This is a genomic window from Peteryoungia aggregata LMG 23059 (assembly GCF_030814435.1).
GTDB lineage: Bacteria > Pseudomonadota > Alphaproteobacteria > Rhizobiales > Rhizobiaceae > Allorhizobium > Allorhizobium aggregatum.
The window spans coordinates 127,684-152,024 of the sequence record NZ_JAUSUW010000009.1 but is presented as its reverse complement, the minus strand read 5'-3'; the positions used below and the strand labels follow the sequence as shown (position 1 = coordinate 152,024).

General features: G+C 60.7%; 26 protein-coding genes. 15 read left to right on the top strand and 11 right to left on the bottom strand.

Annotated elements, in window-relative coordinates; genetic code table 11:
• The first annotated feature begins 16 nt into the window (after positions 1 to 16).
• Both J2045_RS16095 and J2045_RS16090 read left to right on the top strand, forming a co-directional pair.
• Positions 17 to 694, top strand: a complete 678-nt coding sequence (locus J2045_RS16095; protein WP_307374558.1) for an LON peptidase substrate-binding domain-containing protein — start codon at positions 17 to 19, stop codon at positions 692 to 694.
• A 4-nt stretch (positions 695 to 698) separates the two neighbouring features.
• A complete protein-coding gene (locus J2045_RS16090; protein ID WP_307374556.1) occupies positions 699 to 896 on the top strand; it encodes a Trm112 family protein in 198 nt (65 codons plus the stop codon).
• A 48-nt stretch (positions 897 to 944) separates the two neighbouring features.
• Here the strand turns inward: J2045_RS16090 and J2045_RS16085 are convergent, their stop codons facing one another.
• Complete coding sequence (locus J2045_RS16085) at positions 945 to 2,189, bottom strand: ubiquinone biosynthesis hydroxylase (RefSeq protein ID WP_307374650.1); 1,245 nt, start codon at positions 2,187 to 2,189, stop codon at positions 945 to 947.
• Between the two features lie 53 nt (positions 2,190 to 2,242).
• Here J2045_RS16085 and tesB point away from each other — a divergent pair, with 53 nt between their 5' ends.
• The 6 genes from tesB (at position 2,243) to J2045_RS16055 (ending at position 9,709) form a co-directional block, all read left to right on the top strand.
• A complete protein-coding gene (gene tesB / locus J2045_RS16080) occupies positions 2,243 to 3,127 on the top strand; it encodes an acyl-CoA thioesterase II (RefSeq protein ID WP_307374555.1) in 885 nt (294 codons plus the stop codon).
• 215 nt (positions 3,128 to 3,342) lie between these two features.
• On the top strand, positions 3,343 to 3,693 hold the full coding sequence (locus tag J2045_RS16075) for a P-II family nitrogen regulator (protein WP_076396987.1): 351 nt from the start codon (positions 3,343 to 3,345) through the stop codon (positions 3,691 to 3,693).
• A 27-nt stretch (positions 3,694 to 3,720) separates the two neighbouring features.
• A complete protein-coding gene (locus J2045_RS16070) occupies positions 3,721 to 5,154 on the top strand; it encodes an ammonium transporter (protein ID WP_307374553.1) in 1,434 nt (477 codons plus the stop codon).
• A 207-nt stretch (positions 5,155 to 5,361) separates the two neighbouring features.
• Positions 5,362 to 8,007, top strand: coding sequence for an FtsK/SpoIIIE family DNA translocase (locus tag J2045_RS16065; RefSeq protein WP_307374551.1), 2,646 nt, complete (start codon positions 5,362 to 5,364; stop codon positions 8,005 to 8,007).
• Between the two features lie 122 nt (positions 8,008 to 8,129).
• Positions 8,130 to 8,783: an outer membrane lipoprotein carrier protein LolA gene (locus tag J2045_RS16060; RefSeq protein WP_307374549.1), complete on the top strand. Its 654-nt coding sequence runs from the start codon at positions 8,130 to 8,132 to the stop codon at positions 8,781 to 8,783.
• A gap of 119 nt (positions 8,784 to 8,902) precedes the next feature.
• On the top strand, positions 8,903 to 9,709 hold the full coding sequence (locus J2045_RS16055) for an exodeoxyribonuclease III (protein ID WP_307374548.1): 807 nt from the start codon (positions 8,903 to 8,905) through the stop codon (positions 9,707 to 9,709).
• 22 nt (positions 9,710 to 9,731) lie between these two features.
• On the opposite strand, the gene J2045_RS16050 is transcribed toward J2045_RS16055, so the two are convergent.
• Together J2045_RS16050 and J2045_RS16045 are read right to left on the bottom strand one after the other, a co-directional pair.
• Positions 9,732 to 10,187, bottom strand: coding sequence for a cyclic nucleotide-binding domain-containing protein (locus J2045_RS16050; RefSeq protein WP_307374546.1), 456 nt, complete (start codon positions 10,185 to 10,187; stop codon positions 9,732 to 9,734).
• A 124-nt stretch (positions 10,188 to 10,311) separates the two neighbouring features.
• Positions 10,312 to 10,995 (bottom strand): response regulator transcription factor, encoded by a 684-nt coding sequence (locus tag J2045_RS16045; RefSeq protein WP_102021136.1) that lies wholly within the window; start codon positions 10,993 to 10,995, stop codon positions 10,312 to 10,314.
• Between the two features lie 125 nt (positions 10,996 to 11,120).
• Here J2045_RS16045 and J2045_RS16040 point away from each other — a divergent pair, with 125 nt between their 5' ends.
• Together J2045_RS16040 and J2045_RS16035 are read left to right on the top strand one after the other, a co-directional pair.
• Positions 11,121 to 11,678 (top strand): L,D-transpeptidase family protein, encoded by a 558-nt coding sequence (locus J2045_RS16040; protein ID WP_307374542.1) that lies wholly within the window; start codon positions 11,121 to 11,123, stop codon positions 11,676 to 11,678.
• 153 nt (positions 11,679 to 11,831) lie between these two features.
• Positions 11,832 to 12,662 carry an aldo/keto reductase gene (locus tag J2045_RS16035; protein WP_307374541.1) on the top strand — a complete coding sequence of 277 codons (831 nt, stop codon included), beginning with the start codon at positions 11,832 to 11,834 and terminating at the stop codon, positions 12,660 to 12,662.
• Positions 12,663 to 12,731: 69 nt separating this feature from the next.
• On the opposite strand, the gene J2045_RS16030 is transcribed toward J2045_RS16035, so the two are convergent.
• Positions 12,732 to 13,238, bottom strand: a complete 507-nt coding sequence (locus tag J2045_RS16030) for a nuclear transport factor 2 family protein (protein WP_307374539.1) — start codon at positions 13,236 to 13,238, stop codon at positions 12,732 to 12,734.
• A gap of 225 nt (positions 13,239 to 13,463) precedes the next feature.
• Here J2045_RS16030 and J2045_RS16025 point away from each other — a divergent pair, with 225 nt between their 5' ends.
• Both J2045_RS16025 and J2045_RS16020 read left to right on the top strand, forming a co-directional pair.
• Complete coding sequence (locus J2045_RS16025; RefSeq protein ID WP_307374538.1) at positions 13,464 to 14,261, top strand: basic amino acid ABC transporter substrate-binding protein; 798 nt, start codon at positions 13,464 to 13,466, stop codon at positions 14,259 to 14,261.
• Positions 14,262 to 14,298: 37 nt separating this feature from the next.
• Positions 14,299 to 15,120, top strand: coding sequence for an amino acid ABC transporter permease (locus J2045_RS16020; protein WP_307374537.1), 822 nt, complete (start codon positions 14,299 to 14,301; stop codon positions 15,118 to 15,120).
• A 9-nt stretch (positions 15,121 to 15,129) separates the two neighbouring features.
• Here the strand turns inward: J2045_RS16020 and ppk2 are convergent, their stop codons facing one another.
• On the bottom strand, positions 15,130 to 16,023 hold the full coding sequence (ppk2, locus tag J2045_RS16015; RefSeq protein WP_166601690.1) for a polyphosphate kinase 2: 894 nt from the start codon (positions 16,021 to 16,023) through the stop codon (positions 15,130 to 15,132).
• A 330-nt stretch (positions 16,024 to 16,353) separates the two neighbouring features.
• Here ppk2 and leuC point away from each other — a divergent pair, with 330 nt between their 5' ends.
• Both leuC and J2045_RS16005 read left to right on the top strand, forming a co-directional pair.
• Positions 16,354 to 17,763, top strand: coding sequence for a 3-isopropylmalate dehydratase large subunit (gene leuC / locus J2045_RS16010; RefSeq protein WP_307374536.1), 1,410 nt, complete (start codon positions 16,354 to 16,356; stop codon positions 17,761 to 17,763).
• A gap of 185 nt (positions 17,764 to 17,948) precedes the next feature.
• On the top strand, positions 17,949 to 18,779 hold the full coding sequence (locus tag J2045_RS16005) for a DMT family transporter (protein WP_307374533.1): 831 nt from the start codon (positions 17,949 to 17,951) through the stop codon (positions 18,777 to 18,779).
• Between the two features lie 66 nt (positions 18,780 to 18,845).
• Here J2045_RS16005 and rplS read toward each other — a convergent pair whose 3' ends face one another.
• Positions 18,846 to 19,376, bottom strand: a complete 531-nt coding sequence (rplS, locus tag J2045_RS16000) for a 50S ribosomal protein L19 (protein ID WP_307374531.1) — start codon at positions 19,374 to 19,376, stop codon at positions 18,846 to 18,848.
• A 277-nt stretch (positions 19,377 to 19,653) separates the two neighbouring features.
• Between rplS and J2045_RS15995 the strand changes: the two genes are divergently transcribed.
• On the top strand, positions 19,654 to 20,400 hold the full coding sequence (locus J2045_RS15995; RefSeq protein WP_307374529.1) for a sulfite exporter TauE/SafE family protein: 747 nt from the start codon (positions 19,654 to 19,656) through the stop codon (positions 20,398 to 20,400).
• Here the strand turns inward: J2045_RS15995 and trmD are convergent.
• The 5 genes from trmD to ffh form a co-directional block, all read right to left on the bottom strand.
• On the bottom strand, positions 20,382 to 21,074 hold the full coding sequence (trmD, locus tag J2045_RS15990) for a tRNA (guanosine(37)-N1)-methyltransferase TrmD (RefSeq protein WP_307374527.1): 693 nt from the start codon (positions 21,072 to 21,074) through the stop codon (positions 20,382 to 20,384). The two genes, J2045_RS15995 and trmD, sit on opposite strands and share 19 nt — an antisense overlap.
• 7 nt (positions 21,075 to 21,081) lie before the next feature.
• Complete coding sequence (gene rimM / locus J2045_RS15985) at positions 21,082 to 21,660, bottom strand: ribosome maturation factor RimM (RefSeq protein ID WP_307374525.1); 579 nt, start codon at positions 21,658 to 21,660, stop codon at positions 21,082 to 21,084.
• Between the two features lie 123 nt (positions 21,661 to 21,783).
• Positions 21,784 to 22,158 carry a 30S ribosomal protein S16 gene (gene rpsP / locus J2045_RS15980; protein ID WP_102021147.1) on the bottom strand — a complete coding sequence of 125 codons (375 nt, stop codon included), beginning with the start codon at positions 22,156 to 22,158 and terminating at the stop codon, positions 21,784 to 21,786.
• Between the two features lie 67 nt (positions 22,159 to 22,225).
• Positions 22,226 to 22,546 carry a chorismate mutase gene (locus J2045_RS15975; protein ID WP_307374522.1) on the bottom strand — a complete coding sequence of 107 codons (321 nt, stop codon included), beginning with the start codon at positions 22,544 to 22,546 and terminating at the stop codon, positions 22,226 to 22,228.
• A 10-nt stretch (positions 22,547 to 22,556) separates the two neighbouring features.
• Positions 22,557 to 24,128 carry a signal recognition particle protein gene (gene ffh / locus J2045_RS15970; RefSeq protein ID WP_307374520.1) on the bottom strand — a complete coding sequence of 524 codons (1,572 nt, stop codon included), beginning with the start codon at positions 24,126 to 24,128 and terminating at the stop codon, positions 22,557 to 22,559.
• Positions 24,129 to 24,341: the final 213 nt, after the last annotated feature.

The window sequence follows — 24,341 nt, the reverse complement described above, 5'->3', positions numbered from 1 at the left end:
GACAGGATGTGCTTCGATGCAAGTGGGAAATGCCCGATATCTGACAGCGGAAGACCTTCCGGAAACGGTTCCGGTCTTCCCCATCTCCGGCGTGTTGTTGTTGCCCGGTGGACAGCTTCCCCTGAACATCTTCGAGCCGCGCTATCTCGCAATGCTCGATGCGGCACTCTCGGGCAACAGACTGATCGGAATGATTCAGCCTGCCTTGTCGGAGGTACAGGCGAACATCTTGCCGGAGCGGCCGCAACTGGCTCCCGTCGGTTGCTTGGGACGCATTACATCATTCACCGAAACCGGTGACGGGCGCTGCATCGTGTCGCTGGCTGGTGTCTGCCGTTTCCGTCTGATGGACGAAGTCCACACCTCAAAACCGTTCCGGAGCTTCCACATCGCACCGTTCGTCGCCGATCTGACGAGTGCGGAAGATGAAGGCCAGGTTGACCGCACGGGCCTCCTCGCAGCCTTCAAGGCCTATCTGGAGGCCAACAAGCTGGAAGCCGACTGGGAAAGCGTCGAGCGCGCATCGAATCTGACCCTGGTCAACTCACTCTCCATGATGTCGCCCTTCGGGCCACCTGAAAAGCAGGCCTTGCTGGAAGCACCGGATCTGAAGACGCGCGCCGAGACGCTGATCGCCATCACCGAAATCGTATTGGCTCGCACCTTCGGTGATGCAGACACCATGCTTCAGTAAGCCCATGGCCGACAATCAGACCAGTCTTGTGGATCCGAAGATGCTGGAGCTTCTCGTATGCCCGCTTACGCAGGGAACGCTGAAATGGGATCGCGAGAAGAGCGAGCTCATCTCGGAAAAGGCGCGGCTCGCCTATCCGATACGGGACGGGATCCCGATCATGCTGGTGTCCGAGGCACGCAAGCTGGATAGTTCGACCTAAGCTGCCGATTGCCAGTGCAAGGATTGGCAATCGGCGTCACGGTCGCCTTCAGATGTTTTGCCCGCCGAGCAGACGCGGACGGTTGTGGCCCGACGCACCAGCGGCCTCGCGGATGAAATAGCTCTTCAAGCCCGGGATGCGATCGACAACGCCGAGCCCGAGATCACGCAACACACGGATTGGCGTCACGTCGTTGGAGAACAAGCGATTTAGCACGTCGGTCGTGACCCCCATGCGGAACGTGTCGAAGCGCCGCCAGACCTGATAGCGGTCGAGTACGTTGACTGAACCGATGTCGAGACCGAGGCGATCTGCCTCGACCACTGTTTCGGCCAGCGCTGCAACATCCTTGAAACCAAGATTGAGACCCTGGCCGGAAATAGGATGGATGCCATGCGCGGCATCGCCGGCGAGCGCCAGTCTCGGCGCGATGAAGGCACGCGCCAGTGTCAGGCCGAGCGGGAAGGCGCGACGATCGGGCGTCGCACGGATCGTGCCGAGCTTGTGACCGAAACGACGTTCGAGTTCGGCTTCGAACACGAGACCGTCGGAGGCGACGAGCCGGTCAGCGTCCTCGGTCCGCTCCGTCCAGACGAGCGAAGATCGGTTGCCTTTGAGCGGCAGGATCGCGAACGGCCCGGCCGGAAGAAAATGTTCCTCCGCGACACCATCATGCGGTCGCTCATGCTCAACGGTAGTGACGATTCCCGATTGGCCATATTGCCAGGTGACGGTCCTGATGCCGGCAAGATCGCGCAACCTGGAGCGCACTCCGTCGCAGGCAACCACGAGGCGCGCCTGGATAACGCTGCCGTCGGACAGGGTGAGTTCGGCGCTTGGTCCGGTATCGCGGAACCCTGTTGCGCGCAGGCCATGACGGATGACAATTCCCCGATCCGCGCAGGCGTCGCGCAGCGCAGCAACCATACTGACGTTCGGAATCATGTGTGCAAACGGGCGGCCGTCCTCGACCGCACCATCGAAGGTGAGGAACACAGGGCGCACGGGATCTGAGGTCTTCGAGTCCGTCACGATCATCCGTGTGATCGGCTGCGCATCCGGCTCGATGCGACCCCAAAGACCAAAGACGTCAAGCATCTTGGTAGCAGCTGCAATGATGGCGGAGGCACGAGGATCTCTCTTCCAGGCATCCTCCGGGGCAGCCTCAACGACTTCGACCGCGAGATGCGGCGCGGCCTGCTTGATAGCGACGGCAGCAGAAAGCCCCACATAGCCACCGCCGACGACCAACACATCCAGCATGGCGAAATCCTTTGTTCTTGTAGACCTGATGTCACCTATATAGATCAGCCTTGAACGGGTGCCTATAAGCGGAGCAATGCATTATGTCGCAGCCATCAGGACAGACCAGACCGATGCAGGACCTGATCGAGCGTCTCGATCTGGAGAAGCTGGAGGAAAACCTGTTTCGCGGCAGCAGTCCGCAAAACGGCTGGCAGCGCGTCTTCGGCGGGCTCGTCATCGCACAGGCACTGATGGCGGCGCAACGCTGCGTCGATCCGGATCGTATCGTCCATTCCCTGCATGCCTATTTCATGCGCCCGGGCGACCCCTCGATCCCGATCGTCTACCAGGTCGAGCGCATCCGGGACGGCTCGTCCTTCACCACCCGGCGCGTGGTGGCCATTCAACACGGCAAGGCGATCTTCTCGATGTCTGCGTCCTTTCAGGTGGAAGAGACCGGCTTCGACCACCAGATCAAGATCCCGGATGTACCCGCGCCCGAGACGCTGATGGGCGAGGCGGAATTCCGCGCTGCCTTCCTCGCGCAGGCACCGGACACGGTGAAGAAATACTGGGGCCGCGAACGCCCGATCGAGATTCGCCCTACCTCGCTGACCCACTATCTGTCCCGCGAAAAGCTGGAACCGGAAGCCCATATCTGGGTCCGCGCTTCGGGTCTCGTGCCGGACGACCGACATTACCAGGCAGCCATCCTTGCCTATCTCTCGGACATGACCTTGCTCGACACATCCCTTTACGCCCATGGCACGTCGATCTTCGATCCCGAGCTGCAGGTGGCAAGCCTTGATCATGCCATGTGGTTCCACCGCCCCTGCCGACTGGATGACTGGCTTCTCTACACCCAGGACAGTCCGAGCGCGGCAGGCGCCCGCGGCATGACCCGGGGCAGCATTTTCACCCGTGATGGTCGGCTGATCGCCTCAGTTGCCCAGGAGGGTCTGATCCGCAAACGGGCAAATGACTAATTTTAGGCCATTTTCCGCTTTCTGCACAATATTTATGCGCTCAATGCGCATTCATCTGCCTGTTTATTAGTTAGGCTTTGCAGATCCTTTACATTTCAATAACTTATAGAGAATTCCGAATCTGGCACGCCTTTTGAATGTCTATCTTCAGTCGCTGCGCGAATGTTCCTGCCGGCGGCAAGGAGAGTCGGCTCCGAGCCGAGGACAAGCAAAGGATGGGAAACCAGATGAAGATTGTGATGGCTATCATCAAGCCGTTCAAGCTGGACGAGGTACGCGAGGCCTTGACGGCTGTGGGGATCCAGGGCCTGACCGTGACCGAGGTCAAGGGCTATGGTCGCCAGAAGGGGCACACCGAAATCTACCGCGGCACCGAATACGCCGTCAGCTTTCTGCCGAAACTGAAGATCGAGATCGCCGTCTCGTCCGAACTTGCCGACAAGGCCGTTGAAGCCATCGCTTCCGCTGCCAAGACCGGCCAGATCGGCGACGGCAAGATCTTCGTCTACGCGATCGATCAGGCCGTGCGCATCCGCACCGGCGAAACCAATACCGAAGCGCTGTAAGAACGGCTGTAAGGGGAGTTGTTACTGATGTCATTTGCCAAGCTTAATTCCAATCTCGTGCGCCTTGGCGCCGCGTCCGCAGCACTGCTGGCGCCGGTTGTCGCCTTTGCGCAGGAAGCGGCTCCGGCTGCAGCCGAAGCGGCAGCTGCCGCGGCGCCCGCCATGACCGTCGACAAAGGCGACACTACCTGGATGCTGGTCTCAGTCGTCCTGGTTCTGCTGATGACCATCCCGGGTCTCGGCCTGTTCTACGGTGGTCTCGTCCGCGCCAAGAACATGCTGTCGGTCCTGATGCAGGTCACCACGATCGCTGCCATGGCCATGATCCTCTGGGTCATCTACGGCTATTCGCTCGCCTTCACCAACGGCGGCAGCCTCAACTCCTTCGTCGGCGGCTTCTCGAAGATGTTCCTGTCCGGCGTCGACGTCTCGACCATGGCGGAAAGCTTCACCAAGGGCGTTGCCATTCCGGAACTCGTCTTCGTCTGCTTCCAGATGACGTTCGCAGCGATCACCCCGGCCCTCATCGTCGGCGCCTTCGCCGAGCGCGTGAAGTTCTCGGCCGTGATCCTGTTCTCGGCTCTCTGGCTCACCTTCGTCTACTTCCCGATCGCCCACATGGTCTGGTTCTGGGGCGGCCCGAGCGCCTACGCTGATCCGACCGGCCTCATCTTCGGCTTCGGCGCGATCGACTTCGCAGGCGGCACTGTCGTTCACATCAATGCAGGTATCGCCGGTCTGATCGGCGCGATCATGGTCGGCAAGCGCACCGGCTACGGCAAGGACATGATGGCTCCGCACTCGATGACCATGACGCTGATTGGCGCTGGCCTTCTCTGGGTTGGCTGGTTCGGCTTCAACGCCGGCTCCAACCTGGAAGCCAATGGTTATGCCGCACTCGCCATGATCAACACCTTCCTCGCAACCGCCGCCGCGATCCTCTCCTGGGCCCTGGTGGAAACCTTCTCGCGTGGCAAGGCATCGATGCTCGGCGCCGTCTCGGGTGCGATCGCAGGCCTCGTCGTCGTCACCCCGGCCGCCGGCTTCGCTGGCCCGATGGGCGCGATCGTCATGGGTCTCATCGTTTCTCCGATCTGCTACTTCTTCTGCTCGACGGTGAAGAACAAGTTCGGCTACGACGACACGGCTGACGTCTTCGGCATCCACGGTGTCGGCGGCATCATCGGCGCCCTTCTGACCGGCGTGTTCGTAAACCCCGCCCTTGGCGGTGCAGGCATCGTTGACTATTCGACGGCCGACTTCGCAGCCACCTATGCCGGCACGGCGACCCAGGTCTTCAACCAGCTGAAGGCTGTTGTCGTCACCGTTCTGTGGTGCGGTATCATCTCGATCATCCTCTTCAAGATCGTCGACATGGTTGTCGGCCTGCGCGTTCCGGTCGAAGCCGAACGCGAAGGTCTCGACCTTGCCTCGCACGGCGAAGCCGCCTACCACAATTGAGATCAACCGCGATCTCGACTATTTGAAATGTGAAAGCGCCCGGGTCTCATTACCCGGGCGTTTTTCTGTTTTCCGGAATGACGGGACAACACCGACGGGCATGGTTAATGCGCCATTAACCCTCCGTCCTGTAGGGTTCCGGATGGCGATCCCGGCTCAAACCGGGGGTCCGAAGGCATCACCGGCAACAGGACGGACAGACAACCCATGAACAGAGGCCATTCCGCAGCACTGCAGGAGCATTCCACCCGCTCCGCATTGTCCGCGTTCCTGTTTCGGCAGTTTCTCGCGCTGACCGGTTTCGCGCTCTTTCTGCTTCTGGTTCTGGCAGTCGCAGCACTGGCCACCTGGAATGTCTCCGACCCAAGCCTATCCTATGCGACCGAGAATCCACCCACCAACATACTCGGATTGCCAGGCGCGGTCTTTGCCGACCTGATGATGCAGTTTTTTGGCATCGGCAGCCTACTGGCCCTCTTGCCGGTTCTCGCCTGGTCCTTCGCACTCATCGGCGGACGCCGGCTCAGCCGCATCCCCGCGCGTGTCGGCGCCTGGTTCACAGGCGCTCTGATCGCTGCTGCGGCCGTGGGCTGCTTCCCACCCCCCAACACATGGCCGCTCCCCAGCGGCACCGGTGGCGTGCTCGGCGATCTCATCCTGCGTTTCCCCGCATTGTTCATCGGAGCCTATCCGACCTCGACATTCGCCATGGCGCTCGGCAGCATTCTGGCATTGCCTGCCACATGGCTGATGCTGTTTGCCGCAGGCATTCTAGGCAGACCCACGGAAGTGGTAGAGGACGACGCGCCGGTTGCGCCTGTATTGCGACGTCAGCCGAAGGAGCCGATCTTCGACGATGACGAGGAAGAAGATGAGAGGGAGGGCCCGATCGCTCTGCTCATCGGTGCTGCCACTCACAACTGGTACACCACGCGTGCCCGGATCCGCAGGCTCTTCGGACTCAAAGCGAGCGAGCGCCGCGATCGCGACTTCGAGCAACCCTATGATTTCAATGATGACGAATTCGGCACCTTGAACGAGCCTGTCCGGGCGAAGGCAATGCCGTTGAATGCGCGCGTCGAGCCATCGCTTGATGCGGCCCCAGCCCGTCCGGCCAGTCGCTCCATCGTCTCTCCGCCACCGATGTCGGCCAGCAACTTCGACGACGAGGATTTCGACCTGGACGACATGCCGCGCCCTGTCGGGATCTTGCCGGATGACGGCGTGCGGGCAGCATCTGCACGGGCTCCAGGAACCTCGCCGCGGGTCGTGGCACCCGCTGCTCGTCCAAAGCCGGGGCCGCGCGTCGAGCGGGATGCGCAAGGCACACTTCTGCGCCCGGAAGGCTTCCAGCTGCCATCCGTACATCTTCTTGCCGAACCACGCGCGATCGCGAGAGATGCGACACTGTCTGCTGAAGCCCTTGAACACAATGCTCGCCTGCTGGAAGGCGTTCTCGACGATTTCGGCGTGAAAGGCGAGATCATCCATGTCCGTCCCGGCCCTGTGGTCACGCTTTACGAGCTGGAACCGGCACCCGGCATCAAGTCCTCCCGTGTCATTGGCCTCGCCGATGATATCGCACGCTCCATGAGCGCGATAGCCGCACGTGTTGCGGTTGTTCCTGGTCGAAACGCCATAGGTATCGAACTCCCGAACCAGACACGCGAAACCGTCTATCTCCGCGAACTGATCGGCTCACGCGACTTCGATGGCAACAAGGCGAAGCTCGCCATGGCACTGGGCAAGACAATCGGCGGCGAACCTGTGATCGCCGACCTCGCCAAGATGCCGCATCTGCTCGTGGCCGGGACAACCGGCTCGGGCAAGTCGGTCGCCATCAACACGATGATCCTCTCGCTGCTCTACAAGATGACACCGGAACAGTGCCGGCTGATCATGATCGACCCGAAGATGCTGGAACTCTCCGTCTATGACGGCATCCCGCATCTCCTGTCTCCGGTCGTGACCGATCCGAAAAAGGCCGTGGTGGCGCTGAAATGGACCGTCCGCGAGATGGAAGAGCGCTACAAGAAGATGTCGAAGATCGGCGTCCGCAACATTGATGGCTTCAATACCCGTGTCGCCCAGGCACTGGAGAAGGGCGAGATCCTGACCCGGACCGTGCAGACCGGTTTCGACCGGCAAAGCGGTGAGGCGATTTACGAGACGGAAGAATTCGACCTGCAGCCCCTGCCGTATATCGTCGTGATCATCGACGAGATGGCCGACCTGATGATGGTCGCAGGTAAAGAAATCGAAGGCGCCGTACAACGCCTCGCCCAGATGGCGCGCGCAGCTGGCATCCATGTCATCATGGCAACCCAGCGCCCGTCGGTCGATGTCATCACAGGCACCATCAAGGCGAACTTCCCGACCCGAATCTCGTTCCAGGTCACCTCGAAGATCGACAGCCGCACCATCCTCGGCGAACAGGGCGCAGAGCAGCTGCTTGGCATGGGCGACATGCTCTATATGGCCGGTGGCGGCCGCATCCAGCGCGTCCACGGGCCCTTCGTCTCAGACCATGAAGTGGAAGAGATCGTCGCCTACCTGAAAACGCAAGGATCTCCGCAATATCTGGAAGCCATCACCATAGATGACGATGAAGATGGCGAAGACGGCGGTGGTCCGATCGGGACCGGCAATCTCGGCGAATCGGACGACCCCTACGACCAGGCCGTGGCCATTGTTCTGCGCGACGGCAAGGCATCGACCTCCTATGTTCAGCGGCGCCTCGGCATTGGTTACAACCGTGCCGCCTCGCTGATCGAGCGGATGGAGAAGGAAGGCATCATCGGTCCGGCCAATCACGCCGGGAAGCGCGAGATCCTTGTTCCCACGGAAGAGTGAGATCGGTTCAGCTCGCCGTGGAACAACAGGCCCCGGACGAGTTGCCACAGCGGCACTGGCAATCATGGCCATGAAGCCGCCGCCTTTTTCGGCGAAACCATGAGCATATGAAGGAGTACCGCATGACCGACAAAACTGAACGCGACGCACGCATGCCGGTGATGGCCAGCCGTCGCAAGTTCGTGCTGGGAACGGCCGCATTCATGGCATGCGCCGCCCTGCCGTTCCCCGTCTTCGCTGCGCCGAGCGCAGCCCAGCAGATCGCTGACCACTTCTCGAGCGTGAAGACGATGATGGGCGAATTCGTCCAGTTCGGTCCGCGCGGCGAGCAGACCGGCGGCAAGTTCTTTATTGAACGCCCGGGCAAACTGCGCTTCAACTACGAAAAACCCTCGCCGATGCGCGTGATTTCCGACGGCAAGAACGTGGTCATCGGCAATACAAAGCTGAAGACCTGGGACCTCTACCCCCTCAACAAGACGCCGCTCAGCCTCTTGCTTGCTGAACGCATCGATCTTGGCAACCAGATGGTCCGCGACGTGAAGCAGGAGGCCGATCTGACAACGATTGTGCTCGGCGACCGAACGATCTTCGGCGACTCGACCATCACCCTGATGTTCGATCCCAAGTCCTACGAGTTGCGCCAGTGGACGATCACCGACATGCAGAAGAAGGACACTTCGGTGATGATCTTCAATGTACAGAGCGGCCTACAGTTTGACCCGAGTGTTTTCGAAATTCCCTATGCGGAAGTGCATGGACAGAAGCGCGGCTGAACTTCCTCAGATGCCTGATTGTGGAGAAGGTGGCGAGACCCACAAGGTTCGCCGCCTTTTTCTGTTCAGGGCGCAGCAAATCCCATAAAGACGCGGGGACGGACAACAAGGTAGCGCCCATGAGCCTCGCGATCACCACCTGGAATATCAACTCGGTGCGCCTACGCCTGCCGATCGTCGAGGATTTTCTGAAACGGGTAAACCCGGACATCCTGTGCCTGCAGGAGATCAAATGCCAGAATGACCAGTTCCCCGCCGAAGCAATTGCGGCTCTTGGTTATTCCCACATCGTGATCCATGGCCAGAAAGGCTATCACGGGGTGGCGATCTGCTCCAAGATGCCGCTCACCGAGGATCATCGCCAGGACTATTGCGGTGTCGGCGACAGCCGCCACATCTCGGCTGTCTTCGAATGGGCCGGCCGTCGGATCCGCCTGCACAATTTCTATGTTCCGGCAGGTGGAGACGAACCGAACCGCGACTTGAACCCCAAATTCGGCCACAAGCTCGATTTCATCGAAGAGATGAAGCTGCTCTCCGCCGAGGCGGAGCCGAACACCGGCTCCATTCTGGTCGGCGATCTCAATATTGCGCCGCTGGAACACGACGTCTGGTCGCACAAGCAGATGCTGAAGATCGTCAGTCACACGCCAGTGGAAACCGAAGGACTGCTCGACATCATGCGACAGGGCAAGTGGGTGGACCTGATGCGCCAGCAGGTGCCGGCCTCTGAGAAGCTCTACACGTGGTGGAGCTACCGCGCCAAGGATTGGGCGGCAGCCGATCGCGGCCGGCGCCTCGACCATGTCTGGTCCTCTTCGGATCTGGCACCGCTGCTCACAGGCATTGACGTGATGAAAGAAGCGCGCGGCTGGACCCAACCTTCCGACCATGTGCCAGTGACAGCACACTTCAAGGCCGCATAGCAGGCGATAGACAGCAAGCTATTTATTTGAAGCGCGGCGCCAGGGCTTCAGACCCTTCGATCAATGCGGTCAGGGACTGCTTGATCCTGCCCTCGACCTGGCGGGCCATCTGCGGATATTCCTCAAGCAGCCGGTGAAAAAGCGCGCGCGTGATACGGATGACTTCGACATCCTGCGCAGCAACCGCGGTGTATTTACGCTCCACCATGGTCACCAGTGCGAGCTCAGACAGCATCACGCCCGGCCCGACACGCGTCTCGAGATGAGGTTTGCCATCCCGGCCGATCACGTAGAGCTCGATTTCGCCGCGCGCGATCACATAGGCGCATTCGGCCGGCGCCTTTTCTCTGAAGAGCGCCTGGCCTGCGGCGACCTGTCGATGCTCTGCTCCGAAGGCGATCAGTCGGATCTGATCCGTGTCCAGCCCAGAGAAGAGCGGCAATTCCGACAATAGCTCGATGTCGTCGCTGAGTGCCATGGCGTTCATCCTCTGCAGGCGGTTGGCGATTTCGATCGCAGCGTCGACAGTGCATAACGCAAAACGGGGAGAGTGACGACCCGTCGGTCATCCTCATCCCCGGCATGATGCATCCTGATCCCAATCAGGGAACGATCTTGTAGCCGCCGTTTTCCGTCACCAGAATCTCTGCATTTGACGGATCGCGCTCGATCTTCTGACGAAGACGATAGACATGGGTTTCGAGCGTGTGGGTGGTTACTCCAGAATTGTAACCCCAGACCTCCTCAAGCAGCACGTCTCGCGTGACCACTTTCTGGCCAGCGCGGTAGAGGTATCGGATGATCGCCGATTCCTTCTCCGTCAGCCTGATCTTCTTGCCATCGTCGGTGGTCAGCAGCTTCTGGCTCGGCTTGAACAGATAGGGACCGACGCCGAAGGTCGCATCTTCGCTCTGCTCGTATTGGCGTAGCTGCGCCCGGATGCGGGCCAGCAGAACGGCGAAGCGGAAGGGTTTGGTGACGTAATCGTTGGCACCTGCCTCAAGGCCGAGGATCGTATCGGAATCCGTGTCATGCCCGGTGAGCATGATCACCGGTGACTTGAACCCGCCCTTGCGCAGCAGCTTCACGGCTTCACGACCGTCCATGTCCGGCAGACCAACGTCCATGATCATCAGATCGACCTGCGCAGTCTTGGCCGTCTGCATGGCGCGGGTGGCGTTACTTTCCTGAAGCAGCGAGAACTCTTCGTAAAGCGAGAGCTGCTCGACCAGGATCTGCCTCAGATCATCGTCGTCATCCACGAGCAGAATGGTCCGCGTCGTCATCCGTCATCCTTCCAGAATGGTCCATCGGCGAAGGCCTTGCTGCCCTCTTGCACGGCATGTAAGTCGTTGTTGCAGCAGTTGAAGAGCTCAGCGTACAACAATAATCACGAACAAGGCAAAAAGTCGTGACCAAGAGACCGAAGGTTTCGCGACAGCAACGAAAGACTTTGGCCCGTATTGTGGTCCGCTCGGCTCCGCGCGACCAACGCCGGGCTATTCTACAAGCGGGTACCCTCAGCATTCCCGCGGCCATCGGCCGAAGCGGCAGGACGAGCCGCAAGCGCGAGGGTGATGGCGCAACGCCGATTGCCAGCATGCCCCTCCTCTATGCCTATCACCGAGGTGATCGCATCAAGCCGCCACAAAGCCAGCTCCGGCTGCTGCGCACCCGCAGCGACATGCTCTGGTGCGACGCCAATGGTCACCCAAACTACAATCGCCCGGTTCGCGCGCCCTTCACGGCAAGCCACGAACGTATCGAGCGCGTGGACGAACTCTATGACATCTGCGTCGTGATGGACTGGAACATGCGCATGCGAAAGAGGGGCTGCGGATCGGCGATCTTCTTCCACATTGCAAGACCGGGCTTCACGCCGACGGAGGGATGCGTAGCCATTCGCCACCGGGACATGTGCCGCCTCCTGCCGCATCTTGACCGCAGGACGATCCTTCAGGTTCTCTGATATCCCGTTCAGGCGAATTGGACCGCATGCCTCTTTTATCGCGGCCGGATCGGACTAGTTAGGAAAGGCGGCCGGCATCGGAGCCCGGATTTTACCGCTCCATTTTCCTTCCGCATCCATTGCGTTGACCATCCCCGACCTGGAGATTTCAATATGACAGATCAGCTTTACCTTTCGCTGCATGATGGCACCCGCATCCCGCAGGTTGGCCTTGGTGTGTGGCAAACGCCCGACAATGAGGCGGCACCGGCGGTCAAGGCAGCACTCGACGCCGGCTATCGGCATGTCGACACGGCGGCCGTCTATGAAAACGAGCAGGGGGTGGGAGAAGGCATCCGCCAGTCCGGCCTTCCGCGCTCCGACATCTTTCTGACCACCAAGCTGTGGAACACGGATCAAGGTTACGAGCAGACGCTGAAGGCTTTCGAAGCGAGCCTCAAGCGCCTCGGCACTGATTACGTCGACCTTTATCTCATCCACTGGCCGTCAGCGCATCGTGGCCTCTTCGTCGACACCTGGAAGGCCCTTGTATCGCTGAAAGAGGAAGGTCGGGCGAAGTCGATCGGCGTGTCGAACTTCTATCCGGAGCATATCGAAAAGATCGTGGCCGAGACCGGCGTCGTGCCTGTCATCAACCAGATCGAGCTTCACCCTGACTTCCAGCAGCGCGAAACCCGCGCCTTCCACGAGAAGCACAAGATCGCCACGCAGTCCTGGAGCCCCCTTGGCCAGGGCAAGCTGCTTGGCCATCCTGTCATCGCAGAGATTGCCCAGAAACTTGGCCGCACACCAGCTCAAGTGATCATTCGCTGGCATATCGAGAATGGCCTTGTGGTCATCCCGAAGTCGGTCACGCCGTCGCGCATCGTCGAGAACTTCAAGGTTTTCGACTTCAAGCTGTCGGCGGAGGATCTGGACAGACTGAACGGACTGGATGACGCGGGCGCTCGCATCGGACCGGATCCGAAGACGGCAACCTTCTGATTCACGTGAGACACGACTGATCAGAATTGTGCGGGCCACCTGCGGAAACGAGGGTGGCCCGCTTTTACTTTATTCCTTGATTGCCGAATCCCAGTGCTCGTCGGCCTTTCCGTCGACGATGCGCCAGGTGTCGTACCAGGTGGTGGTATAGGTCTTGGAAGGATCCTTCGGGTCCTTCTCCTCCCGAACGATGGCAACCGTGACCAGGTCGCCCTCGGCGGTGACGAATGCCACTGGTGTCGACAGTTTCTCGGGGATCGGCTTCTTTTCGACCTTCAGGACCTGAGTGAAAAACCCGACGACGGTATCACGACCCGAAGGGACGTTCGGATTGTGCTGGAGGTAGCGCTCGGTCAGGAACTGATCGGCCTTGTCCCAATGCCCGGCTTCCAAGAGGTCGCGCATGATGTGATAGACGACCTGCTTGTTGGCATGCAGCTTCGGATCGGCACTTGTGAACAAGGCTTCCTTGTCGACCGCGGCGACGACAGCCTCCTGGGCAGAGACCATAGCGGGGTAGGTCAAAGGCGTGAACAAGCCTAGGCTGATGGCCAGAACTGCGGATCGCTTGAGCATGAACTTATCCCTTGGAACAGCGAGGAAAATTGCCCGAAGGGATATCGTTTGCTGGAGGGCGCCGCCAGAAGGCAGTTTTTCCAGTTAAGGTCTGAAAAACAGAACCACCCACCCCACCGGCACTGCTAGAACAAGTTGCGTCAGGTGTTCGTCGTCGCGTTGGCAGTCCTTGCCAGCATGGAACAAGATGTGACACTCTGCGCTGCCACAATTCGGGAGATTTCCATGCTGTTCCGCCGCGCCGTTCTTGCCGGTCTGTCCGCCCTTGCCCTTGTTCCTTTCGCCGCGCATGCGAGCGACCTGCCGGATCTCGGCGGAAAATCCGTCGTTGTCGTAACGGAAAACGCCTATCCGCCGCTGCAATTCGTGGACCCCAAATCGGGCCAGCAGATCGGCTGGGAATATGACGCGATGAACGAGATCGCCAAGCGTCTGAATTTCAAGGTGGAATACCAGAACACCTCCTGGGACGCGATGATCCAGGCTGTCTCGGATGGTCAGTTCAACATCGGCATGACCGGCATCACCATCAAGGAAGACCGCAAGGAAAAGGTGGATTTCTCCGAGCCCTATATGCGTTCCGAGCAGTTCATGCTGGTCCGTGGCGATGAAACCCGCTTCACCGATGGCAAGAGCTTCAGCGAATTCAAGGATGGTCTCGTCGGTGCACAGCCGGGCACCACGCCCTTCTACACTGCCGTATACGAGATCCTCGACGGCAACGAGCAGAACCCACGCATCAAGCTGTTTGAAACCTTCGGCGCGACCGTCCAGGCGCTGAAGACGGGTGATGTCGACGTGGTCCTGACGGACAGCACGGCCGGGAAGGGCTATGTCGATTCCTCGAACGGCGGCCTGAAGCTCATCGGCGGTCCGCTCGGTTCGGAAGACTTCGGCTTCATCTTCACCAAGGGCTCTGATCTCGTGGCCCCGGTGAATGCGGCCATCGCCTCGATGAAAGCCGATGGCACGATCGAAGCGCTGAACAAGAAGTGGTTCCTCGACTACAAGATGGGCGAATGAAACCCTTCCGTCCCTGCGACCTGAAGGCGGGTGACTGATGGCATTTCAGACCCTGCCTCAGGGTGAACAAAAAGGCGACCGCCCATGGTGGCTGGTCGCCTTCGTCATGCTGGCGGTCACGCTCGGCATCGTCATCTTTGTAAGCGACCTCTATGCTCAGGTCTTCAACACCGTGGTCACGGGCCTCGGTGTTACTGTGTTCGTTACTCTGATCGGCTTTTTGCTGGCCACGGCACTCGGCCTGCTGATTGCTCTCCTCGGCATGTCGGACAGCACATTCCTGCGACAGATGGCGCGCTTTTACGTGGAGGTGGTGCGGGGTATCCCGATCCTGGTGCTGCTCTTCTACATCGCCTTCGTCGGAGCGCCTGCTATTGTCGCTCTCTACAATCTTGTCACGGCACCGCTGATCTCGATCGGGCTGACGGACCCGATGGTCGTCAGGGACTTTTCGCTGATGTGGCGGGCTATCATTGCCCTGATGATCGGCTATTCGGCCTTCATCGCCGAAATTTTCCGCGCCGGCATCCAGTCGATCGACAAGGGTCAGATCGAGGCCGCCAAGGCGCTCGGCCTCAGTCGCAGCCAGCGTTTTCGTCTGGTGGTCTTCCCGCAAGCCATCCGCGTGATCTTTCCGCCGCTTTCAAACGACTTCGTGGCAATGGTAAAGGACAGTTCGCTGGTCTCGGTGCTCGGTGTCGCCGACATCACCCAGATGGGTAAGGTTTACGCCTCCGGGTCCTTCCGGTTTTTCGAGACCTATTCGATCGTGGCCTATGTCTATTTGGTGCTGACCATCGGGCTGTCGATCCTCTTGAGAGGATTCGAGAAGCGCATGCGCGCCCGCACGCGCGAATGATTGACGATATCAGTAGCGCTCGGGAACATACATTTCGGCTGGCACCGGATGACGAATGTAATCGGCGTTGCGGACGCGAGCCGGGAGCTCGACAGTCTCTTTCGGCACATTCTCGTAGGGAACCTGAGACAGAAGATGGGCGATCATGTTGAGCCTCGCCTTCTTCTTGTCGACGGCCTGGACCACCCACCACGGGGCTTCGGGGATGTGGGTCCGGTCAAGCATCTCTTCCTTGGCGCGCGTGTAAGCCTCCCAGTGAACACGGCTTTCAAGATCCATAGGTGACAGCTTCCACTGCTTCAGGGGATCGTTGATCCGCATACGGAAGCGGAATTCCTGCTCCTCGTCGGTGATCGAGAACCAGTATTTCACGAGGATCACACCGGAGCGGACCAGCATGCGCTCGAATTCCGGGACCGACCGGAAGAACTCTTCGAGTTCATCCGGGCTACAAAAACCCATGACCCGCTCGACGCCCGCCCTGTTGTACCAGGAGCGGTCGAACAGCACCATTTCGCCAGCCGTCGGCAGATGCTGCACGTAACGCTGGAAATACCACTGGCTGCGTTCGCGCTCTGTGGGTGCGGGCAGCGCCACGACGCGGCAGACGCGTGGATTGAGCCGCTGCGTGACGCGCTTGATCGCGCCACCCTTGCCGGCCGAATCGCGGCCCTCGAAGAGCACGACCATCTTAAGCTTCTTGTATTGCACCCAGTCCTGCAGTCGCACCAGTTCGTGCTGCAGGCGGAAGAGCTCGCGAAAATAGACGCGCCGGTCGATCGTCTGTTCCGCCATGCCGTCGGCAACCAGTTGATCGAGGCGCTCCTCGTCCAGCTGCTGCTCCAGTTCCTCGTCGAAACTGTCGAGAATTTCGGTCTTGATGCGATGGATATCTTCGTTCATGGCGCGGGTTCCAGCAAGGCGATCGGGTCCTGACGAAGATCAAGCATGCTTGCACGACTGCTTCATGACAAGTGCGTGTAACGGGGCACGCGAAGCAATTGCCGACAATTGCGAAAACTGGTATGACGCCGCTCATGGGATCGAAATTCGGATGCCTCGCGAACCAGTTTATTGTGCTGCAGGACCACAAGCGCCTGCCGGCACGCTTCTTCGCGCGCGTTCAAGGGGCACTCGCGAGCCTCCGCGGCTGAGCGCCTTGCGCCGCACGGTCGGCGTCGATGCATCCTGAACACTCAAAAATCCTTTCCTCAGTCTGGACGGAACTTAGCCATGAGCTCACCTCGCACCCTTTACGACAAGATCTGGGACGACCACGTCGTTGATCGCCAGGACGACGGTACCTGTCTTCTCTACATCGACCGTCACCTCGTCCATGAAGTGACGTCTCCGCAGGCCTTCGAAGGGCTGCGCATGGCCGGCCGCAAGGTTCGCGCACCGCAGAAGACGCTGGCCGTGGTCGACCATAACGTTCCGACTTCGCCGGACCGCCATCTCGGCATCAAGAACGAGGAAAGCCGCATCCAGGTTGAGGCGCTCGCCACCAATGCTGCCGAATTCGGCGTCGAATACTACTCCGCATCCGACAAGCGCCAGGGCATCGTGCACATCGTCGGCCCGGAACAGGGCTTCACCCTGCCGGGCATGACCATTGTCTGCGGCGACAGCCACACCTCGACGCATGGTGCCTTCGGCGCGCTGGCCCATGGTATCGGCACGTCTGAAGTCGAGCATGTGCTCGCCACCCAGACGCTGATCCAGCAGAAGGCAAAGAACATGCTGGTGCGCGTCGACGGGAAGTTGCCCGAAGGCGTGACAGCAAAGGACATCATCCTCGCGATCATCGGCGAGATCGGCACGGCAGGTGGCACCGGCCACGTCATCGAGTTCGCCGGTGAAGCGATCGAGGCGCTCTCGATGGAAGGCCGTATGACCGTCTGCAACATGACGATCGAAGGCGGTGCCCGCGCTGGCCTCATCGCACCGGATGAAAAGACCTTCGAATACATCAAGGACAAGCCGCGCGCGCCGAAGGGCGAAGCGCTGGAGCAGGCGATTTCCTACTGGAAGACGCTGAAGTCCGATGAAGGTGCGCATTTCGACCGCGTCGTCGTACTCGACGCTGCCAACCTGCCGCCGATCGTCTCCTGGGGCTCCTCGCCGGAGGACGTCGTCTCGATCGAAGGCGTCGTCCCGAACCCCGATGACATTCAGGATGAAACGAAGCGCACCTCCAAGTGGCGCGCGCTCGACTATATGGGTCTGAAGCCAGGCACCAAGATCACCGACATCGCCGTCGACCGCGTCTTCATCGGCTCCTGCACCAACGGTCGTATCGAGGACCTGCGCGAAGTGGCCAAGGTCGTCGAAGGCAAGACGGTGGCTTCCACCGTATCGGCCATGATCGTCCCGGGCTCTGGCCTCGTGAAGGAACAGGCAGAAGCGGAAGGCCTCGACAAGATCTTCAAGGCCGCAGGCTTCGACTGGCGCGAGCCGGGCTGCTCGATGTGCCTCGCCATGAACGACGACCGCCTGAAGCCGGGCGAGCGTTGCGCCTCGACCTCGAACCGCAACTTCGAGGGACGCCAGGGCTTCAAGGGCCGCACCCATCTGGTGTCGCCTGCCATGGCAGCCGCAGCCGCCGTTGCCGGTCACTTCGTCGATATCCGCGACTTCAACTAAGCCGCAGCCAGACTTGACGTGACATCAGCCGCCCGCTGCACAAGCGGGCGGTTTCATTTTGTCTGGCCGGTTGCAAACATGACCGAAGCGACTATCGTCACGGTGTCGCAAAACTGTCATATGCCGCCTTAAAGGTCCCCCATGAACATCCCTGATTTCACACCCTCGACCCGCAGGCAGCGGTCGTGAGCACCGTTGCCGTCTGCCTCGCGCTCCTTGCTGCTATCCTGCACGCGAGCTGGAATGCCTTTCTTCGAACCGGTGCGGATCGTCTCTGGTCGATCACCGTCATGAGCCTCGCCGGCAGCGTCATCTGCCTGCCCTTCCTGTTCATGCTGCCGCTCCCCGGACCAGGCGCATGGCCCTATATCCTGCTGTCGGCAGGCCTGCAGGTGGGCTACAGCCTGTTTCTCGTCGCCGCCTATCGCCATGGGGAACTCGGCCAGGTCTACCCGATCGTGCGTGGCACCGTGCCGCTGCTGGTAACACTCGGCGGCTTCCTCTTCTTCGGAGAGATCCTCGGCACCTGGCAAACGCTCGGCGTCCTCCTGATTGCGACCGGGATCATGAGCCTGTCGCTCGGCAAGACGAGGGCAGCAACCTCGTCGATCCTGTTCGCCCTGACGACGGGCCTGATCATCGCCTGCTATTCGACGGTCGATTCGCGCGGCGTAAAGATGGTCGAACAACCCGTGACTTACGCGCTCTGGGTTCTCTTCCTGTTCGGCATGATGATCACGATCACCTTCATGATCACCCGCCGCGGCCTCGTCGTCGACCTGAAGTCACCCGTGACCTGGAAGGCAGTCGGTGGCGGCGTGGTAGCCATGCTCGCCTATGGCCTAGTCGTGGTGGCCTACGCCTACGCACCGGCAGGCCTCGTGACTGCGGTACGCGAGACGAGCGTCGTCTTCGCAGTGCTGATCGGAGCCCTTCTGCTGGGCGAACCTCTGACCGTCCGCAGGCTTCTCGCCTGCCTGATCGTTGCCGGCGGCGCAATCAGCGTCAGTCTCTAACCCAAAGCTCAAACGAAAAAAGGCTCCGGAACCCGGAGCCTTTCATCAATGCGTTCTGGTGTCTGCTTATTCGGCAGAAGCGGCAGCAGCGGCTTCAGCGGCAGCGGCCTTTTCAGCGGCTTCAGCTGCTGCCTTTTCGGCGGCCAGAGCCTGTGCTGCTGCGACCTTCTCGGCTTCCAGACGTGCCTTTTCTTCGGCAACGGCGGCGCGCTCGGCGTCGTTCAGCTTGCGGGCGCGGGTGCCGGTGTTCTCGACGATACGAGCAGACTTACCGCGACGATCGCGCAGGTAGTACAGCTTGGCGCGACGGACCTTACCGCGGCGAACGATTTCGACGCTTTCGACGAGCGGCGAGTAGACCGGGAATACGCGCTCGACGCCTTCGCCGTAGGAGATCTTGCGAACCGTGAAGCTTTCGTTGATGCCTGCGCCCGAACGAGCGATGCAAACGCCTTCATAGGCCTGTACGCGGGTACGGTTGCCTTCCTTGACGGTGACGTTGACGCGCAGCGTGTCGCCCGGGGAGAATTCCGGAAGCTTGCGCTTGGCTTCGATCTTGGCGGCCTGTTCGGCTTCCAGCTGCTGAATGATGTTCATGTCTAACCTCGGTTTCTTCTGAATCAGCCAGAGCGCTCGACGATGATCCCTTGGAACGATGCCTGAGGATATTGACCCCTTAGGGCCGGAGCGAATTCGCAGTTCTTTGTTGTGGCAGACGGGCGAAACGCCCATTTCCGAGGCGGCCAATACACCAAGACGGCCCGCTTGTCACCCCTGGGGCGGTGAATTTTTGCATGCCCGATCCCTTGGGAAGCCTTGCGGCGCAGGATGTCTCCTCCTATCACGGTCCCTCGTTCTGGAGGAGATGGTTCTCATGTCGATTGCACTGATACTTCTGCTGTTTGGCGCAGGCTTCCTGTCAGGGGCGGTCAACGCGATTGCGGGCGGCGGAACCTTCCTGACCTTCGGCGCTCTGACGCTTGCCGGCCTGCCGCCGATCAGTGCCAACGCGACCTCATCGGTCATCCAGTTTCCCGGCTACATCACCTCGACACTGGCCTATGGCAAGGAGCTGAAGGCCATGGGTCGGAGTGCCTGGATCCTCGCAGGCGTCTCGGCTGTCGGCGCGCTCGGCGGCGCACTCTTCCTGATCTCGCTGTCCAACCCGGCGTTTCGCGCCATGGTGCCATGGCTGCTGCTCGGCGCGACCCTGATCTTTGCGGCGGGCCCGAAGCTCCGGCCAAAGACCAAGGGAGAAAGCCATCCTGCCACCCCGCTCGGCCTGACGCTGCAGGGTGCGACCTCCTTTTATGGCGGCTTCTTCGGTGCCGGAATGGGCATCATGATGCTGGCATCGCTGGGGCTCGCAAGCGGTGGAGATTATCACCGCCTCAATGCGCTCAAAAACTTCCTGTCGATCGTGATTGCCGCTGTCGCAATCCTCGTCTTCGTCGGGGCAGGCGCGATTTCCTGGCTGCATGCCGTCATCATGATCCCGGCGGTGGCAGCCGGGGGCTACGCGGGCGTGGCGGTTGCGAAGAAGGTGCCGCAGGCGATCCTGCGCTGGGTCGTCGTAGCGGCAGGGCTGGCGCTCGCCGTCTATTACTTCTTCACCGGCTGAGTGGGCAGAAGGTCGGGACGACGTTCGCGCGTAAGCGCAACCGCCTGCGCATGGCGCCATTTCTCGATCGCCGCATGATTGCCTGAGGTGAGCACCTCGGGTATTTCCCGCCCCTCGAAGACCTGCGGGCGGGTATATTGCGGGTGTTCGAGCAATCCGCCCTCGAAGCTCTCATGCACGCCGGAGAGCTGGTTTCCCATGACCCCCGGGAGAATACGTACCACGGCATCGAGCACTGTGAGTGCTGCAGGCTCCCCGCCGGAAAGAATATAGTCGCCGATGGAAACCTCTTCGAGCTGGCGCGCATCGATCACCCGTTGGTCGACGCCTTCGAAGCGACCGCAGACAATCACCACGCCCTCGCCTTCCGCCAATGCGCGAACCCGCTCCTGGGTGAGCGGCCGGCCACGTGGGCTCATCAACAGGCGCGGGCGTCCATCGTCAGCTATAGAGTCGATGGCCCGGGCCAGGACATTGGGGCGCAGCACCATACCGGCGCCACCGCCAGACGGCGTATCGTCGACACTGCGGTGCTTGTCCTCGGCAAAATCCCGAATTTGGACCGCTTCGATCGACCAGTCGCCGCGCTCCAGCGCGCGGCCCGCAAGTGCCAAACCAAGATGCCCCGGAAACATGTCCGGATAGAGCGTCAGAATGGAGGCCTTGAAGGGCATGGGGCGCTCAGCGACCATTGTTCGGGCGGGGCTTGCCGCCGGCATTGCCATAGGGCTTTTCTTCGCCGTCATCCTTCAGACCAGCGGCAATCGGATCGACCAGAAGCCGGCCGCCTTCGAGATCGATTTCGAGCACTGCAGCTTCGGAAAACGGAATGAGCACGGGGCGCTTGCCCGGCCCCTTGAGTTCGAGGAGATCACCGGCGCCGAAGTCATACACGGCAGTTACGGCACCGTAGTGATTGTTCTCGGCGTCATAGACCTCGAGGCCTTCGAGATCGGCATAGTAGAACTCGTCCTCATCAAGATCATCATCCGGCAGAGCGTCGCGATCGACGAAGAGTTCGGTTCCGTTCAGCACCTCGGCAGCGTTGCGGTCATTGATGCCGCGAAAGCGCACGATGGCGACGGTCTTACCGTCACGGATCTCCAGGATCTCGAATTTGCGACCGTCGGCACTGTAAAGCACGCCATAGTCGCCGAGGCCAAGCGGATCTTCGGTGAATGTCTTCACCCGCACTTCGCCGCGCAGCCCCTGGGCAGCGCCGATAACGGCCATCAGTATCGGGTTTTCAAGCTTGCTCATGGGTGAGAACGGTCCTGCAGAGGCATCGGTTCGACATTCCTTTTAGGCGGAACGACGGGGAAAGAAAACGCAAAAACGGGCGGTGGGGTGACCCACCGCCCGCTGAAAACGGCTTGATGCCGATTATTCTGCGGCGGCTTCCGAAGCAGCTGCAGCAGCGTCGGCTGCCTTCTGTGCCTTCTCGGCGGCGCGTTCCTGGGCCTTCTTGCCCGGCTTTGCCTTGTCCGGGTTTACGCGGGCAGCGCGCTCGGCGAGACCGGCTTCAGCCATGAAACGCAGGACGCGGTCGGTCGGCTGGGCGCCCTTGGCAACCCATGCCTTGATGGCTTCAACGTTCAGCTCGACGCGCTTTTCGTTGTCCTTGCCGAGCATCGGGTTCCAGGAACCGACCTTGTCAAGGAAACGGCCGTCGCGCGGTGCGCGGGCGTCAGCAACAACGATCTGGTAGTACGGGCGCTTCTTGGAACCACCGCGGGCGAGACGAATCTTGAGGGACATTGTATTACTCCTTAGGTTTTCGATGCGGGCTGCCGGGGCATGCCTGTTTTTCTTGTTGAGGCCGCCGTCAGGCGGTCTTTTCGGTTGCACCGCCATGTTCGGCGGCAATGGCTTCATGATGCCGGATGACTTCGGTGATGATGAAGTTCAGGAACTTCTCGGCGAAATCCGGATCCAGATTGGCATCCTGTGCCAGACGGCGCAGGCGGGTGATCTGGTATTCCTCGCGCGCCGGGTCCGCCGGCGGCAATTCGTGGGTGGCCTTCAGCACGCCGACGGCCTTGGTGCAGCGGAAGCGTTCCGCCAGCATGTGGACCAACGCCGCATCGATGTTGTCGATCGACTGGCGATAGCCGGCGAGCTGTTCCTTGACGGACGGATCGATCACAGGCCCCTCCTCACTTCTTCTTCGGCAGGCCGGGAAGGCCCGGGAAACCGCCGCCGCCGAGACCGGGGAGCTTCGGACCACCGAGACCCGGCAGGCCACCGGCGCCCAGACCGGGCAGACCACCCGGCTTGATGCCGGCGGCTTCCGCCTGCTTGGCGAGTGCCTCGAGCTGCTTCGGATCCATCTTCGACAGGTCAGGCATGCCCATGCCGCCACCCATACCGCCAAGACCCATCTTCGAGGCAAGGCCGCCCATCATCTGCTTCATCATGCCGCCGCCCTTCTTGCCGCCCATGGCCTTCATCATGTCGGCCATCTGGCGATGCATCTTCAAAAGCTTGTTGATGTCGGAGGCGTCGGTGCCGGAGCCGGCCGCGATGCGCTTCTTGCGGGAATGCTTGAGCAGATCAGGATTGGCGCGCTCGGCCTTGGTCATCGAAGAGATGATCGCGAGCTGGCGTTTGAAGACCTTGTCGTCCAGGCCGGCGGCCGAAATCTTGTCCTTCATGCCGGCCATGCCCGGCATCATGCCCATGATCCCGCCCATGCCGCCCATGGCCTGCATCTGCTTGATCTGCTCGGCCAGGTCATTGAGGTCGAACTTGCCCTTGGCCATCTTCTCGGCCATGGCGCGGGCTTTTTCCGCGTCGATGTTCTCGGCGGCCTTCTCGACCAGCGAGACGATGTCGCCCATGCCGAGGATGCGGTCTGCGATACGGCGCGGATGGAACTCGTCGAGCTCCGTCATCTTTTCGCCGACACCGATCAGCTTGATTGGCTTGCCGGTGACGGCACGCATCGAAAGGGCTGCACCGCCGCGTCCGTCGCCGTCCATACGGGTCAGCACGAGACCGGTGATGCCGACGCGCTCGTCGAAATTGCGGGCGAGATTGACGGCGTCCTGACCGGTCAGCGCATCGGCGACCAGCAGGATTTCATGCGGCTTCGAGCGGGCCTTGATCTCGGCCATCTCGATCATCAGCGGCTCGTCGATATGCGTGCGGCCGGCGGTATCGAGAATGACGACGTCATGGCCGCCGAGCTTTGCGGCTTGCACAGCACGGGATGCGATATCGGTCGGCGACTGGCCAGCGATCACAGGCAAAGTGTCGATGCCGGTCTGGACGCCGAGCTGGCGAAGCTGCTCCTGGGCGGCCGGTCGACGCGTGTCGAGGGAGGCCATCAGGACCTTCTTCTTCTCGCGATCCGTCAGGCGCTTGGCAATCTTGCCGGTCGTGGTGGTTTTACCCGAGCCCTGAAGGCCGACCATCATGATCACGACAGGGGCGGCAGCCATCAGGTCGACGCCGACGCCATCGGTGCCCAGCATTTCGACCAGCTCGTCATGGACGATCTTGACGACCATCTGGCCGGGCTTGATCGACTTCAGGACGGCGGCGCCAACGGCCTTTTCACGAACACGGTCGGTGAAGCCCTTGACGACTTCAAGCGCGACGTCGGCTTCGAGAAGCGCACGACGGACCTCGCGCATCGCTGCCGAGACATCCGCCTCGGACAGGGCGCCACGGCCGGTCAGTCCATTCAGAATGGAACCAAGACGGTCCTGGAGGTTTTCAAACATCGGCTCTTCCTTGCATGGTTTCGGACACCCGAAACCTCGGTCTTCTCCACGCGGAAAACAAGACGCAAAGCCAAAAAGCACCCGAGGGCGCAACGCGCTGTCGGGTGTTGACCTCCGGGATCTCTTTATACCTTTACGGGTCCCGGTCGGCGGCTCGGAGTGCTTGTCTCGTCGCAGATTGCGCCGGATAAACAGGAAAACAGCCTGGAAGTC

Excerpts from the sequence above, each read along its gene's own strand:
- J2045_RS16095 (WP_307374558.1), top strand. The coding sequence starts at position 17 with ATGCAAGTGGGAAATGCCCGATATCTGACAGCGGAAGACCTTCCGGAA.
- J2045_RS16090 (WP_307374556.1), top strand. The coding sequence starts at position 699 with ATGGCCGACAATCAGACCAGTCTTGTGGATCCGAAGATGCTGGAGCTT.
- tesB (WP_307374555.1), top strand. The coding sequence starts at position 2,243 with ATGTCGCAGCCATCAGGACAGACCAGACCGATGCAGGACCTGATCGAG.
- J2045_RS16075 (WP_076396987.1), top strand. The coding sequence starts at position 3,343 with ATGGGAAACCAGATGAAGATTGTGATGGCTATCATCAAGCCGTTCAAG.
- J2045_RS16070 (WP_307374553.1), top strand. The coding sequence starts at position 3,721 with ATGTCATTTGCCAAGCTTAATTCCAATCTCGTGCGCCTTGGCGCCGCG.
- J2045_RS16065 (WP_307374551.1), top strand. The coding sequence starts at position 5,362 with ATGAACAGAGGCCATTCCGCAGCACTGCAGGAGCATTCCACCCGCTCC.
- J2045_RS16060 (WP_307374549.1), top strand. The coding sequence starts at position 8,130 with ATGACCGACAAAACTGAACGCGACGCACGCATGCCGGTGATGGCCAGC.
- J2045_RS16055 (WP_307374548.1), top strand. The coding sequence starts at position 8,903 with ATGAGCCTCGCGATCACCACCTGGAATATCAACTCGGTGCGCCTACGC.
- J2045_RS16050 (WP_307374546.1), bottom strand. The coding sequence starts at position 10,187 with ATGGCACTCAGCGACGACATCGAGCTATTGTCGGAATTGCCGCTCTTC.
- J2045_RS16045 (WP_102021136.1), bottom strand. The coding sequence starts at position 10,995 with ATGACGACGCGGACCATTCTGCTCGTGGATGACGACGATGATCTGAGG.
- J2045_RS16035 (WP_307374541.1), top strand. The coding sequence starts at position 11,832 with ATGACAGATCAGCTTTACCTTTCGCTGCATGATGGCACCCGCATCCCG.
- J2045_RS16030 (WP_307374539.1), bottom strand. The coding sequence starts at position 13,238 with ATGCTCAAGCGATCCGCAGTTCTGGCCATCAGCCTAGGCTTGTTCACG.
- J2045_RS16025 (WP_307374538.1), top strand. The coding sequence starts at position 13,464 with ATGCTGTTCCGCCGCGCCGTTCTTGCCGGTCTGTCCGCCCTTGCCCTT.
- J2045_RS16020 (WP_307374537.1), top strand. The coding sequence starts at position 14,299 with ATGGCATTTCAGACCCTGCCTCAGGGTGAACAAAAAGGCGACCGCCCA.
- ppk2 (WP_166601690.1), bottom strand. The coding sequence starts at position 16,023 with ATGAACGAAGATATCCATCGCATCAAGACCGAAATTCTCGACAGTTTC.
- leuC (WP_307374536.1), top strand. The coding sequence starts at position 16,354 with ATGAGCTCACCTCGCACCCTTTACGACAAGATCTGGGACGACCACGTC.
- rplS (WP_307374531.1), bottom strand. The coding sequence starts at position 19,376 with ATGAACATCATTCAGCAGCTGGAAGCCGAACAGGCCGCCAAGATCGAA.
- J2045_RS15995 (WP_307374529.1), top strand. The coding sequence starts at position 19,654 with ATGTCGATTGCACTGATACTTCTGCTGTTTGGCGCAGGCTTCCTGTCA.
- trmD (WP_307374527.1), bottom strand. The coding sequence starts at position 21,074 with ATGCCCTTCAAGGCCTCCATTCTGACGCTCTATCCGGACATGTTTCCG.
- rimM (WP_307374525.1), bottom strand. The coding sequence starts at position 21,660 with ATGAGCAAGCTTGAAAACCCGATACTGATGGCCGTTATCGGCGCTGCC.
- rpsP (WP_102021147.1), bottom strand. The coding sequence starts at position 22,158 with ATGTCCCTCAAGATTCGTCTCGCCCGCGGTGGTTCCAAGAAGCGCCCG.
- ffh (WP_307374520.1), bottom strand. The coding sequence starts at position 24,128 with ATGTTTGAAAACCTCCAGGACCGTCTTGGTTCCATTCTGAATGGACTG.